13 protein-coding genes are annotated in these 12,127 nt (G+C 67.1%); 7 read left to right on the top strand and 6 right to left on the bottom strand.

Annotated elements, in window-relative coordinates; all coding sequences use genetic code 11:
- Positions 1-5 precede the first annotated feature (5 nt).
- A complete protein-coding gene (locus NCO8_RS11965) occupies positions 6-653 on the bottom strand; it encodes a TetR/AcrR family transcriptional regulator (RefSeq protein WP_067638950.1) in 648 nt (215 codons plus the stop codon).
- 101 nt (positions 654-754) lie between these two features.
- On the opposite strand from NCO8_RS11965, the gene NCO8_RS11960 reads away from it, so the two are divergent.
- A complete protein-coding gene (locus NCO8_RS11960) occupies positions 755-2,686 on the top strand; it encodes an acyl-CoA dehydrogenase family protein (RefSeq protein ID WP_067640044.1) in 1,932 nt (643 codons plus the stop codon).
- On the opposite strand, the gene NCO8_RS11955 is transcribed toward NCO8_RS11960, so the two are convergent.
- The 3 genes from NCO8_RS11955 to NCO8_RS11945 all read right to left on the bottom strand — a co-directional run bounded on the left by NCO8_RS11955 (position 2,601) and on the right by NCO8_RS11945 (position 5,685).
- Positions 2,601-3,251, bottom strand: coding sequence for a phosphatase PAP2 family protein (locus tag NCO8_RS11955; protein ID WP_067638949.1), 651 nt, complete (start codon positions 3,249-3,251; stop codon positions 2,601-2,603). The genes NCO8_RS11960 and NCO8_RS11955 overlap by 86 nt on opposite strands.
- Positions 3,252-3,273: 22 nt before the next feature.
- Entirely contained in the window at positions 3,274-4,155 is an 882-nt protein-coding gene (locus NCO8_RS11950; RefSeq protein WP_243749953.1) for a nuclease-related domain-containing protein, read from the bottom strand.
- A gap of 132 nt (positions 4,156-4,287) precedes the next feature.
- Positions 4,288-5,685, bottom strand: a complete 1,398-nt coding sequence (locus NCO8_RS11945; RefSeq protein ID WP_067638948.1) for a DUF2252 domain-containing protein — start codon at positions 5,683-5,685, stop codon at positions 4,288-4,290.
- Between the two features lie 122 nt (positions 5,686-5,807).
- On the opposite strand from NCO8_RS11945, the gene NCO8_RS11940 reads away from it, so the two are divergent.
- The 6 genes from NCO8_RS11940 (at position 5,808) to NCO8_RS11915 (ending at position 9,676) form a co-directional block, all read left to right on the top strand.
- Positions 5,808-6,443, top strand: a complete 636-nt coding sequence (locus NCO8_RS11940; RefSeq protein ID WP_067638947.1) for a CDP-alcohol phosphatidyltransferase family protein — start codon at positions 5,808-5,810, stop codon at positions 6,441-6,443.
- Positions 6,444-6,485: 42 nt separating this feature from the next.
- A complete protein-coding gene (gene gcvH, locus NCO8_RS11935; protein WP_067488684.1) occupies positions 6,486-6,884 on the top strand; it encodes a glycine cleavage system protein GcvH in 399 nt (132 codons plus the stop codon).
- 108 nt (positions 6,885-6,992) lie between these two features.
- Positions 6,993-7,478 carry an oxoglutarate dehydrogenase inhibitor Odhl gene (odhI, locus tag NCO8_RS11930; protein ID WP_067488683.1) on the top strand — a complete coding sequence of 162 codons (486 nt, stop codon included), beginning with the start codon at positions 6,993-6,995 and terminating at the stop codon, positions 7,476-7,478.
- Positions 7,479-7,548: 70 nt separating this feature from the next.
- Positions 7,549-8,304, top strand: coding sequence for a transcriptional regulator FtsR (ftsR, locus tag NCO8_RS11925; RefSeq protein WP_084456962.1), 756 nt, complete (start codon positions 7,549-7,551; stop codon positions 8,302-8,304).
- Positions 8,305-8,477: 173 nt separating this feature from the next.
- Entirely contained in the window at positions 8,478-8,951 is a 474-nt protein-coding gene (locus NCO8_RS11920) for a bifunctional nuclease family protein (RefSeq protein WP_067488679.1), read from the top strand.
- Between the two features lie 167 nt (positions 8,952-9,118).
- On the top strand, positions 9,119-9,676 hold the full coding sequence (locus NCO8_RS11915; protein ID WP_133734085.1) for a MerR family transcriptional regulator: 558 nt from the start codon (positions 9,119-9,121) through the stop codon (positions 9,674-9,676).
- Positions 9,677-9,758: 82 nt separating this feature from the next.
- On the opposite strand, the gene NCO8_RS11910 is transcribed toward NCO8_RS11915, so the two are convergent.
- Complete coding sequence (locus tag NCO8_RS11910; protein ID WP_067638945.1) at positions 9,759-10,988, bottom strand: SfnB family sulfur acquisition oxidoreductase; 1,230 nt, start codon at positions 10,986-10,988, stop codon at positions 9,759-9,761.
- On the bottom strand, positions 10,988-12,103 hold the full coding sequence (gene sfnG / locus NCO8_RS11905; protein ID WP_067638944.1) for a dimethylsulfone monooxygenase SfnG: 1,116 nt from the start codon (positions 12,101-12,103) through the stop codon (positions 10,988-10,990). The genes NCO8_RS11910 and sfnG overlap by 1 nt, the downstream gene beginning before the upstream one ends.
- Positions 12,104-12,127 lie beyond the last annotated feature (24 nt).

Raw genomic sequence — 12,127 nt, 5'->3', positions numbered from 1 at the left:
CATTGCTACTCCTCGAGGAGAGAGTCGAGCAGAGACGGGTCGGTCAGCATGCCCTGGGTGTAGAGCTCGATGGCCGGGAAGGTGAGTTCGGTGGACAGCTCGCGAATCGCCTTGCGGTAGTCGAGTTTTCCCTCGCGCTGACTACGCATCTGCAGATAGAGGTTCATGGCTCCGACATGGCAGAGCACCAGATAGCGGGCACGGGCCACGGGATCGTGGCTCGGTTTGATGCGGCCTTCGTCGACGGCGGCCTGGGTGTACTGCACGGCGTCGTCGATCATGTGCTCGAGCAGCGACTCGGCGAGCGGTCCGCCGGCCTGGAAGCTGCGCAGCATGTAGGCCACCAGGGGTGCGTAGATCTCGATCTCGGCCAACGCGTCGAGCATCCCGGTCGGGCCGGTGGCGCGGATGGCCCGCAACTTCTCGTCGCGGATGATCTCGATCACTCGTTCGTCGCACGCCGCGCGCAGGCCGTCCTTGGACCCGAAGTGGTGATTGACCAAGCCCGGTGACACCCCGGCGGCAGTGGCGATGGCACGCACGCCGACGCCGAATCCCTGCTCTCCGAACAGGTCGATCGCGGCGTCACGGATGCGCGCGGCCGTGCTCAGTTCGGTGGGGGATCCTTGCGAAACGGGCTGTTGGTTAAACACATGTTCAATATACTAAACGAGTGTTCAATCAGTCCACAAGGGGGTGTGCGAGGGAGTTTCGCCGCCGCCGGTACGTCGCCGACCGGGCTATGGTCGAAGGCATGGCTACCGGCACATCGACGACGGCAGAACACCTCCGCGCAGCGCTGGACGGACCGTGGCGCGCGGTCAGGGAACAGGCACGCACCCAGCTGGCGGACGACCGCTTCACCGGCGATCCCGACCTCGATCTGAAGGACGCCCGCGCACGGGTGCTCGAGCAGATGCGGGTGATCGCGGGAATGGGTTATCCCGAGCGCGGGTTCCGCCCCGAGAACGGTGGCACCGGCGATCCGGGCGGCGCGGTCACCGGTCTCGAGATGCTGGCTTACGCAGACCTCTCGCTGTGGGTGAAATCCGGCGTCCAGTGGGGCCTGTTCGGCGGCGCCGTGGAAAACCTCGGCACCGAGCGGCACCGCGACTACATCAAGCGGCTGATCTCGCTCGACCTGCTCGGCTGTTTCGCGATGACCGAGTCCGGGCACGGCAGCGATGTCGCGGTTCTCGAGACCACGGCCACCTATGACCCGGCCACTCAGGAATTCGTGGTCAACACCCCGACGCCGTCGGCGCGCAAGGACTACATCGGTGGCGCCGCCGAGCACGCCCGGATGGCGGCGGTGTTCGCCCAGCTCGTCACCGAGGGCAAGAACCAGGGCGTGCACTGCTTCCTGGTGCCCATCCGCGACGAGAACGGCGCCGACCTGCCCGGTGTCACCACCTCCGACGACGGCCGCAAGGGTGGTCTGCCCGGTGTCGACAACGGTCGCATCGTGTTCGACAACGTGCGCATCCCGCGCGAGAACCTGCTCAACCGCTACGCCGATGTCGCGCCGGACGGCACCTACAGCTCCGAGATCGAGAACCCCAGCAGGCGCTTCTTCACGACGCTCGGCACGCTGGTGCGCGGACGGGTGAGCGTCGGTGGCGCCGCCGCAGCGGGTGCGCGCGTGGCGCTGAGCATCGCGGTGCGCTACGCCCTGGCCCGGCGTCAGTTCGCCGACCCCGACACCGGGGCGGAAACCCTGCTGCTGGACTACCGCAGCCACCAGCGCAGGCTGCTGCCGCTGGTCGCGAAGTCGTTCGCGCTGGCCTTCGCGCAGAACGACCTGGTGCGCCGGATGGACCTCGTCCAGCGTGGCGCCGAGATCGAGCCCGGTGCGCAGCGTTCGCTGGAGAAGCGCGCCGCGGGTCTGAAGGTCGCCCAGACCCGGCACGCCACGCGCGCCATCCAGGAATGCCGCGAAGCCTGCGGCGGCGCCGGGTATCTCACCGAGAATCGTCTCGTGACGCTCAAGGCCGACACCGACGTGTTCACCACCTTCGAGGGCGACAATGTGGTCCTCACCCAGCTGGTCGCCAAGGAGCTGCTCACCGCCTACGCCGACGAGGTCCGTGACCTGGACGCACTCGGCTGGGTGCGCTTCGCCGCGACGATGGCCGGCGACGTGGTCCGCCGCAATACCGGTGTGCGCCAACTGATTCAGACGCTGCGCGACCGCAACGACGAATCGGTCGACGAGGGCGACCTGTCCAAGCGCGACGTGCAGCTGCAGTTGTTCGCCGACCGTGAGGACTACCTGCTGCGCACCGCCGCGCACCGCTTGCGCGCCCGCGCCGAGGACACCGGTCCCTTCGAGGCGTTCAACAACGCCCAGGACCACATCCTCGCCGCAGGCACCGCCCACATCGACCGGCTGGTGCTCGAGGAATTCGTCGACGGGATCGCCACCATCGAGGATCCCGATGCCAGGGCACTGGCCGAAACCGTCTGCGACCTCTACGTGTATTCCTCGCTGGAGGAAAACCTGTCGTGGTACATCATGCACCGGTTCATGTCGGTGGAGCGGGCCAAGGCGGTTCGCCGCGGGGTGAACGAGCTCGTCGACCGGCTGCGTCCCGACGCTCTCACGCTGGTGGAGGCGATGGGTGTGCCGGAGTCGATGCTGCGGGCCGAGATGTTGCACGACGCCAGCGTTTTCGACCGCAGCTGAAAGCCCACACCCCCGCGACGGCGAGGGTGACCGCTGCCGCCGCGCCACCGAAGACATCGGTGGCGTGGTGGTAGCCCCGCTCGATCATCCCCAGGGTGACCGGGACGAGCATCAGCGCGGTGAGCGCGACCACCACCAGCCGCGCCCGGGCACTCGTCACCAGACACGCGAATGTCGTTGTGACTGCGACCAAGTGGACGGTGTGGCCGCTCGGGTACGCGAGATAGTCGTGTAACTGCCTGTCCCACAAAGGTTTCAACAACCACGTATTGATCGCCACCGCGACCTCCGGGACGACGAGCATCGTCCCCGCGCGCCACCACTGGCGCCGCACCAGGAACCAGCAGCAAAACCCCAGCAACCCGATCAGCACGGTCGCGCCGTTGCTCGGCGACACCAGAATCGAGCCCCACTCGGGGGAGACCGAACGCCGCACCGGTTCGGCGATCGCCCGGTCGATATCGGTCGCCCCGTCGTCGGCCGGAAACGTCAGCGGGATCAGGGCGGTGACGCTCGCGCAGGCCGCGAGGACGGTAGTGCGAAGTGCCTGGCCGGGGTGGATCACGGCCCCGACGATAGCGTTCGGTTCAGGCAGGCCCGTAGGTGAGCACGGCGGTGACCACGAACCACAGCACCCACACGATCGCGATGATCATGCCGACGGCGAGGGTGATCCGCAGGAACGCGCGCCCGAAATCCAGATCACCACCGACCCGGGGATACAGCTTCCACGGGCTGTACCAGGGTGCGACGAGACCTCGCCGCGACTGCGCCTCCTGCTCGAGCCGTGCCTGCTCCTCCGCGTACGCCTCGGCCTGGGCCTGGGTGGGCCCGCCGTGCCACAGCGTCACATCGATCGGCCCCAGGAATCCCTCGTTGAGCAGATCCTGCGGGGCGGGCAGGTAGGGCAGGATGCCGAGGCCACGGAACGCGATGGCGATGTCGTTGGCCGTCCACCGGTTGTGTTCCTTCTCGGCGAGCACCTCGAAGTACTGCTCGAGCCGGTAGGGATCGTCGGTGACGACCACATCGAAACTCGGGTCGTGCCAACCCTGATGGATGTCGATATCGGCGCCGGGCTGCGGCACGATCAGGCCGAGACCGTGCACCGCACGCTGCCCGAGCCCACGCGCGGCGAGGTAGTCCTGCAGCGCGAAGGTGTGCTCCCTGGAGCGTTCCAGCGGCGTCGACTTCTCACCACCGGCGAACTGCGCGAGTTCACCGGAGACCATCCACGGGCCGTTGAGCGGGATCTCGAGGACACCGTGCTGGGTGGCGGTGAACGTTTCGGCCTCGATCACCACGCAGCTGGTCGGTGTCCACACCACCGCGTCGAACTGGTGCAGCCGATCGTTGTGGAACAGGCTGCAGTTGATGGTGGCGACACCGTGCGGACTCGACGGGTCCTTCCAGGTGCGCAGCCAATTGATCAGTGCCCGCTCGGCATCGGTGCCTGCCGCATTCTGCACGCGCACGAGCATGGAGGTCCGCCCTTCTTGGTCGGTGGCGCCGCAAGCCGAGAACCGTTGGCGTACATCGTAGCTCGCCGGCGTGCCGATGCCGGTCAGGATGCGGCCGGTGGCTGGTCGGCGCCGCGCGGCTCAGCTGGGCTCGGCGGCGAGCTTGCCCGCCTCGACGGCGGCGACGAGCTGCGCGTGATCGGCTTCGGTGCGGTCGGCGTAGCGCACCGCGAAGCGCGCCACGGCCTCCTCGAAGCGGTCGTCGTCGGCACCGTCACCGTCCAGGTATCCGGCCAGCGTGCGCGGATCGAGCGAGCGCGCGTGCGCCCGCGCCAGCAGGGCACCCGCCAGCCTGCCGTAGTCGTCCAGGTCGTCGGCCGACAACCCGGCCGGGTCGATGGCGCCCTTGAAGTTGCGGAACTGACGCACGATGAACGGCAATGGCGTGTCGAACTCGATGGTCGTCCAGCCGAGCAGGATGTCGGTGTCGGACTGCACGCTGCGCGCCCCGGCGACGATGCGCTCACCCTCGTGCCGGTGCGTGGTCGCCGGAAGGAACGGCGCAAGCGCGGACGGCCTCGCCTGTTTGGCCTGCAGCACCAGCGACTCGCCGTCGTTGCCGTGCAGCAGCACCACGTAACTGTGCAGGCCCACGCTGCCGGTGCCGACGATCCGGAACGCGACATCGGAGACCACGAACCGCGACAGTAGCGTGCGCCGCGATTCCCGGATGGTGCCGGCGTAGCGTTCCAGACCGTCGATCACCGCCTCGCGGACCTGCTCGTCGACCGGGGTGAGGACCGGCGGATCGCTGATGAAGCAGTGCTTGCGGATGCCGGTCTCGTGATCGTCGATGTGCTCGGTGAGTTTCGCGACCACTTTCGCACTGGTGTTCTTGCGCGCCTTCTTGGCGGCCTTCTTGAAGTCGTCGTGCAGGTCCTGGGCCTTGGCCTTGGTGAGAATCGACTCGTCGTGCAGATCGGTCCAGGACTGCAGGAACGGCAGCTCGGCGAGACCGGCGACGGTCCGGCGATAGGAGGCCGCGGCGTCGCGGGCCGCGCGCAGGCAGTCGTCGGCGTCGGCACCGCTCTCGCGTCCGGCCAGGACGAGGCTCGCGGCGAGGCGTTCGAGATCCCATTCCCACGGCCCGAGAATCGTCTCGTCGAAATCGTTGATATCCATCACGATCTCGCCCCGCTGGGTGCCGTAGAGGCCGAAGTTGGCGGCGTGCGCGTCGCCACAGATCTGGGCGGGCAGGCCGCTGTCCGGACCGGCCGCGAGATCGGCGGCCATCAGGCCCGCCGCACCGCGGAAGAAGCTGAACGGCGAGGCCGCCATCCTGCCGATGCGCAAGGGGATCAGGTGTTCCAGCCTGCCCTGGTTGCTGGCCTCGACGAACTCGAGCACCCCTGGTCGGTCGGGGCTCTCGGCCGGACGATCGCGCTCGGTCACCGGCACCTTCGCGGCGGCGGCACGGCCACGGGCGCGGGCCTGCTCGGGAGAGATGGAGGAGCGCAGATCGATACCACTGTCGGACACGACTGTCGAGGTTAGCGGTTCGGCGGCCGGACAGGGCCACGACCGCTCAGCTGCCGCGAAATGGGGGTGGGTTCCGGCGTGGCCGGATGGCGCGTCGGGGGGTCGGTGCGGTATGCAGGGGCGTGGCAACCGAATCGGGAACGCCTGGCACGAGCGACACCGACGGCGGTGGCGTGTTCAGCGACCGCATCCTGACCGTGCCCAACGCCCTGAGCGTGCTTCGCCTCATCGGCATCCCCGTCTTCCTGTGGTTGATGCTGGTCGAACACGCCGACGGCTGGGCTTTCGCCCTGCTGATCGCCAGCGGCTTCACCGATTTCCTCGACGGCAAACTGGCCAGACTGCTCGATCAGTCCTCGCGCCTTGGCGCCCTGCTCGACCCGTTCGTCGACCGCCTGTATCTGTTGACGACACTGGCCGCCTTCGTCCTGCGCGACCTGATTCCGTGGTGGCTGGCAGTGATCTTGATCGCTCGCGACCTTGTTCTCACCGTGACCCTGTCGGTGTACAAACGGCGTGAGCTGCCCGCGCCGGAAGTGATCTACCTGGGCAAAGCGGCGACCTTCGCGCTGATGTCGGGTCTGCCCTGGCTGCTCACCGGGGAAATGGACTGGGTGGGCGCGGGTTTCGGCTGGGCCTTCGGTTGGGCACTGTTGATCTGGGGCACCGCACTGTACGTGTGGACCGGGGTGCTCTACGCGGGTCTGGCGGTCGCGGTCGCACGATCGATACCGCCTGTGCCGCACCGAGGGAGCTAGCCGTTACTGTTGCGTGCAACGTTCACGACGAAAGGACGTCCTGTGACCCGGACCCCTGAGGATCTGCACTACACCGAGGAGCACGAATGGGTGCGGCGGACCAGCCCCACAGCGGTCCGTGTCGGTATCACCGACTACGCCCAGTCACAGCTCGGTGACGTGGTGTTCGTCCAACTGCCCGACGCCGACGCCGACGTCACGGCGGGCGAGAGCATCGCCGAGGTCGAATCGACCAAGAGCGTGTCCGACATCTACGCCCCGCTCAGCGGCAAAGTCGTTGCGGTGAACGAGGATCTGGTCCAGGCCCCGGAGACGCTCAACAGCGACCCCTACGAGGCGGGCTGGTTGTTCGAGCTCGCCTTCGACGACGCGGCGAGCCTGGACGCGGCGCTCGCCGAACTGCTGGATGCGGCGGGTTATCAAGGAGTTATCGGGGGCTGACGCAGCCTTCACAGTTCTCCCTGCACGGGCACGCCCCGGCAGGGTACGGTCAATGCCGAAGACAGCACCTGCTTGCATGGATAATCAGGTTCGAGGAGGAGAGAAACGGTGAGCGAGAACAGGGACCCGGGTTACGGGGAGACCGCGGCCGAGACGACATCGGTCTTCCGCGCGGATTTCCTCAACGAGGTCGATTCGTCGCGCTCCGGAGAGCCGGCCGGCGAACAGCCGGTGCAGGGCGTCGAGGGCCTGCCGGTCGGTGCCGCCCTCCTGGTGGTCAAGCGAGGCCCGAACGCGGGTTCGCGCTTTCTGCTCGACCAGCCGACCACGTCGGCCGGTCGCCACCCCGACAGTGACATCTTTCTCGACGACGTCACCGTCAGCCGTCGGCACGCCGAGTTCCGGCAGGACGACGACTCGTTCCAGGTGGTGGATGTGGGCAGCCTCAACGGCACCTACGTCAACCGGGAGCCGGTGGACTCCTCGGAGCTGCAGAACGGCGACGAAGTCCAGATCGGCAAGTTCCGGCTTGTCTTCCTGACGGGCCCGCGCGCGCAGGCCACCGAGTCGTCGACGGGCGCGGGTTCGCGATGACCCGTCCGGTGCTGGTGCTCGCGAAGGGCGCAGTGCTGTGACCGGGGCGGCGCAGTGGGCGCGCGGAGGGATGTCGATCGGCTCCGTGCTCGACCTGCTGCGACCAGATTTTCCCGACATCACCATCTCCAAGATCAGGTTCCTCGAATCGGAGGGCCTGATCCGGCCGGAACGGACACCGTCGGGATACCGGCGGTTCTCGGTGGCCGACTACGAACGGCTGCGTTTCGTGCTCACCGCACAGCGCGATCAGTACCTGCCGTTGAAGGTGATCAAGGAGCAGTTGGAAGCGATCGACAGCGGTGCTGCAACGATGGGTGTGCGTGAGGCGCGAGCTCGCGCGCACTCCCTGCGTGGCGTCAAGGAGTACACCGAGGACGACGCGCCCGCCGCGCCGCGCCGCCTCGGTGTCGTTCCGGGGGAGATCACGCCCGAAGAATTACGTTTCGATGTCGCGGTGCGGCTCACCCGCGCCGATCTGCTCGCCAAGGCGGGTATCGAGGAGCGTTTCCTCGACGACCTGCTCCGGGCCGGACTCATCGTCCCCGGGGCGGGTGGATTCTTCGAAGCCGATGCGGTGACACTGGCGCGCGCGGCCAAGGCGATGGCCGAATTCGGTTTGGAGGCACGGCATCTGCGCGCGTTCAAGCTGGCCGCCGACCGGGAGGCGGCGCTGGTCGCCCAGATCGCCGCACCGATCGCGAAGAGCCGTGACGCCGACGCGCGGGCCCGCGCCGAGGAAACAGTTCGCGAATTGGCGGCGTTGTCACTGAACCTGCATGCGGCACTGGTGAAAGCCGCAGTGCGCAACGCGTTGGGTAGCTGACGCGCGCGAGCGCCGGGTGGCCGGATTCGCCTAGACTCGTGATACCGGGCGGGGCAGCGGTCGTGCCGTCGGCGGCGAGTATGGGAGGCAGGACTACGCATGAGAGGTCAGCGGCCGGAGGCGGCAGCGGAGCGTAACCACGGAGGCCGCCCGAGCATGCGAGGTGTAACAGCATGAGTGAGATGCGCGTTATCGGCATCCGTGTCGAGCAGCCACAGAACCAGCCCGTGCTGCTGCTGCGGGAGGCGGCGGGCGAGCGGTATCTGCCGATCTGGATCGGGCAGGCCGAGGCCACCGCGATCGTGCTCGAGCAGGAAGGGGTCACCCCCATCCGTCCGCTCACCCACGATCTGATCAAGATTCTCATCACCGAACTCGGACACACCCTCAAGGAAGTGCGGATCGTCGATCTGCAGGAGGGCACCTTCTACGCCGATCTGGTCTTCGACGGCGACCTGCGGGTCTCGGCCAGACCATCGGACTCGGTAGCCATCGCGTTGCGCGTGGGATGCCCGATCTTCGCCGAGGAGCCGGTGCTGGCCGAGGCCGGGCTGGTGATGCCCGACGAGCGCGAGGACGAGGTCGAGAAGTTCAAGGAGTTCCTCGACTCGGTGTCTCCCGACGATTTCAAGGCGACCGACAGCTAGGGCCGGACTATTTCCTGACCCTGAAGTAGAGGTCGAGGGAATCGCCGCTCACGGTGCTTGGTCCGATGACCGTATGGGTCCGACAATGACAGGAGTAACCTCGAAAGTCGGGCAACATCCGTCGTGACTCCGGTACTCGAGAACGTCGGCAGAGCAAGGAGCGGTCAGTGGAAGAGCAAACGCAGGATGTAGTGCAGCCTGGCTTGTTCCCGGACGACTCGGTTCCGGATGATCTGGTCGGTTACCGGGTGCCGAGCGCGTGTCAGGTCGCGGGAATCACCTACCGTCAGCTCGACTACTGGGCGCGGACCGGGTTGGTCGTCCCGTCGATCCGAGGCGCGGCGGGATCGGGGAGCCAGCGGCTGTACTCGTTCAAGGACATCCTTGTCCTCAAGATCGTGAAGCGCCTGCTGGACGCGGGCATCTCTTTACAGAACATCCGGATCGCCGTCGATCACCTGCGCAGTCGTGGCGTGGGCGATCTGGCCGGCATCACCCTGTTCTCCGACGGCACCTCGGTGTACGAATGCACCTCACCCGAGGAAGTCGTCGATTTACTGCAGGGCGGGCAGGGCGTCTTCGGAATCGCGGTCAGCGGCGCCATGCGGGAACTGACCGGCGCCATCGCGGACTTCCCCGCCGAACGAGCCACCGCCATCACCGACCGCCCGGAGGACGAACTGTCCTACCGGCGCAAAGCCAGGGAAAACCGCAAGACGGGTTAGCGCGGTGTCTCGCGCGTACGCGGTGAACTCCGTGTACGCGCGATCACGTGTGCGGGGTGTCGGTCAGCCGTCGGCCGAGCAGTCAGAAGGTGCCGTGGGCGGGCGGCGGAGTGCCGTGGAGTAGGGCACGGCCGAGATGATGGTATTTCCAGCGGACCGGGTCGTGCAGTGTGTGCGTCCTCGCGTTGCGCCAGAAACGGTGCAGGTTGAGATCCCCTGCGGCACTGCGGGTTCCGCTCACCTCGAACAGTGCGCTCGACACGTCCACGGCCGCGCGGTCGGCGACGATCTTGGCCGTCGCGACGGCGAGGGACGCTTGACCGGCCGCGGTCTGTTCGTCGGTGCCCGAGAGCGGGGCGCGGATCGCCGAATCGACGGCGTTCGCCGCAGCGGTCAGGGTCGCTTCGGCCGTTGCCACCGTCACCACCAACTCGCCGAATCGCTGGGTCAGCAGCGGGTCGTCGATGGCACGGTCGACACCGGCCTCGAACCATGGCCGGGCATGTTCACGCGCGAATTCTGTTGCGGCGGTGAGTGCTCCGCGTGCGATACCCGTGTCTATCGCGGCGTGCAGGAGCTGGGCGTACGCGCCGTAGGCGGTGGGTCCGGCGAGGGCTTTCGCCCGGGGAACGAGCTGCTCGGCGCGCACCCGTACATCGTCCAATTCGACGGTGCCGCTGCCGGTGGTGCGCTGACCGAGGCCGTTCCAGTCGTCCACGATCCGGACGCCCGGTGTTCGGGCAGGTAGGTAGGCGATGTATTCGCCCGCGGGCAGGCCGCTGCGCGCGTCCGGGTCGTCCAGTCGGGTCAGCACGGCGAGCAGATCAGCGAACAACGAGCCGGTGCAATAGTATTTCGTGCCGTCGATCCGGAATTCGTCGTCCACCGGACGCAGCGTCGTCGAGATATCGGTGATGGTCCGGCCACCGCGCTCGGATTGGGCATTGGCGATGCGCGCACCGCCGAGCACCGCTCGAAAGTATTCGCGTCGTTGTTCGTCGGTACCGGCCAGGCGTAGCAGATTCAGATAGACGAAATGACTGTGCGGGATCTGCGCGATGTTCGGATCGGCCACCGCCAGCAGCCGCACCACTTCCGTGACCACGCTCGGCGCCAGATCGGCCCCACCGAATTCGGCGGGAACCGTGATCGCGAGCAGACCCGAGGACGCCAGCCGATCCAGCTGCGCGTACGGCAGTTCGCGGTCGCGATCACGGGCTGCGGCACCGGGCGCGAACTCGCGGGCGAGCTCGGCCGCGACGGACACGGCCTGGTCGGCGGAGGTGATGAGCTGGGCGGTGGCCGCGGTCATCAGCCGACCACCGTCGCGGGAACCCGGGCCGCCTCGAGTTCACGAACCAACGGCAGCACCTTCGCCCCGAAGTACTCGATGTCCTCCTGGAAATGCAGGAATCCGCCGAGAATCAGGTCCACACCGAGATCGCGATAGGCGACGATCCGCTCGGCCACCTGCTCGGGTGTGCCGATCAGCTGCGTGCGGAATCCGTCGTTGTACTGCACGAGATCCTCGAACGACGAATCCGCCCACATACCCTTGCGGTCGCCGGTCGACGCACCCGCCTGCTGCACCGCGTCGCGGAAACCCTCGACCGCGGGCTTGTTCGCCTTCTCGACGATCTCGCGCAACGTATCGCGCGCTTCCTTCTCGGTGTCGCGGGCGATGATGAACCCGTTGAGCCCGAATTTCACCTCGCGGTCGTTCTCCCGGGCGACGGCTCGCAGATCGTCGAGCTGTTCGGTGACGCCGCCGAAGTCCTTGCCGTTGGAGAAATACCAGTCGGCGTAGCGGCCGCCGTTGCGCCGGGCCGCCGTCGAATTGCCGCCCTGGAACAGTTCGGGATTGGGCCGCTCCGGGGTGTTCAGCGGTTTCGGCTTCAAGGTGAAATCGCGGATGCGGTAGAAGTCGCCACCGTAGTTCACCTCGTCCTCGGTCCAGATCTTGCGGATCACCTCGAGGAATTCGCCGCTGCGCCGATACCGTTCGTCGTGCTCGAGCCACGGCTCGCCGAGCGCCTGGAATTCGCCCGCGAACCAGCCCGACACCACATTGATCGCGAACCGGCCGTTCGAGAGGTGATCGGCGGTCGCGCCGAATTTCGCGAGCACCGCCGGATGCCACAGCCCGGGATGAATGGCGGCGATCACCTTCAGCCGTTCGGTGGCCAGCAACAGCGCCAGGCTGAACGACGTGGATTCGTGCTGGAATTCGGCACCGTAGGAGGCGGTGTAGCGCACCTGCGAGAGGGCGTAGTCGAAGCCGTTGCGTTCCGCGGTCTGCGCGAGCTTCTTGTTGTACTCGTAATCCCAGCTGGTGCGCTGTTCGATATCGCTGGTGACGAGGCCACCGCTCACATTCGGCACCCAGTAGGCGAACTGGATCTGATCGGTGATCCGCTCGGTTGTCATAGCTGCTCCAGACGTTGGTGCGGG

This window comes from Nocardia coubleae NBRC 108252 (genome assembly GCF_001612805.1).
In the GTDB taxonomy this organism is placed as follows: domain Bacteria; phylum Actinomycetota; class Actinomycetes; order Mycobacteriales; family Mycobacteriaceae; genus Nocardia; species Nocardia coubleae.
Note: the sequence above shows the minus strand (reverse complement) of the source record. Positions and strands in the feature narration are given on the sequence as shown.

What these genes read in the sequence shown, in the direction of transcription:
- sfnG (WP_067638944.1), bottom strand. Translation starts at nt 12,103, where the DNA reads ATGACAACCGAGCGGATCACCGATCAGATCCAGTTCGCCTACTGGGTG.
- ftsR (WP_084456962.1), top strand. Translation starts at nt 7,549, where the DNA reads ATGTCGATCGGCTCCGTGCTCGACCTGCTGCGACCAGATTTTCCCGAC.
- NCO8_RS11920 (WP_067488679.1), top strand. Translation starts at nt 8,478, where the DNA reads ATGAGTGAGATGCGCGTTATCGGCATCCGTGTCGAGCAGCCACAGAAC.
- NCO8_RS11910 (WP_067638945.1), bottom strand. Translation starts at nt 10,988, where the DNA reads ATGACCGCGGCCACCGCCCAGCTCATCACCTCCGCCGACCAGGCCGTG.
- NCO8_RS11960 (WP_067640044.1), top strand. Translation starts at nt 755, where the DNA reads ATGGCTACCGGCACATCGACGACGGCAGAACACCTCCGCGCAGCGCTG.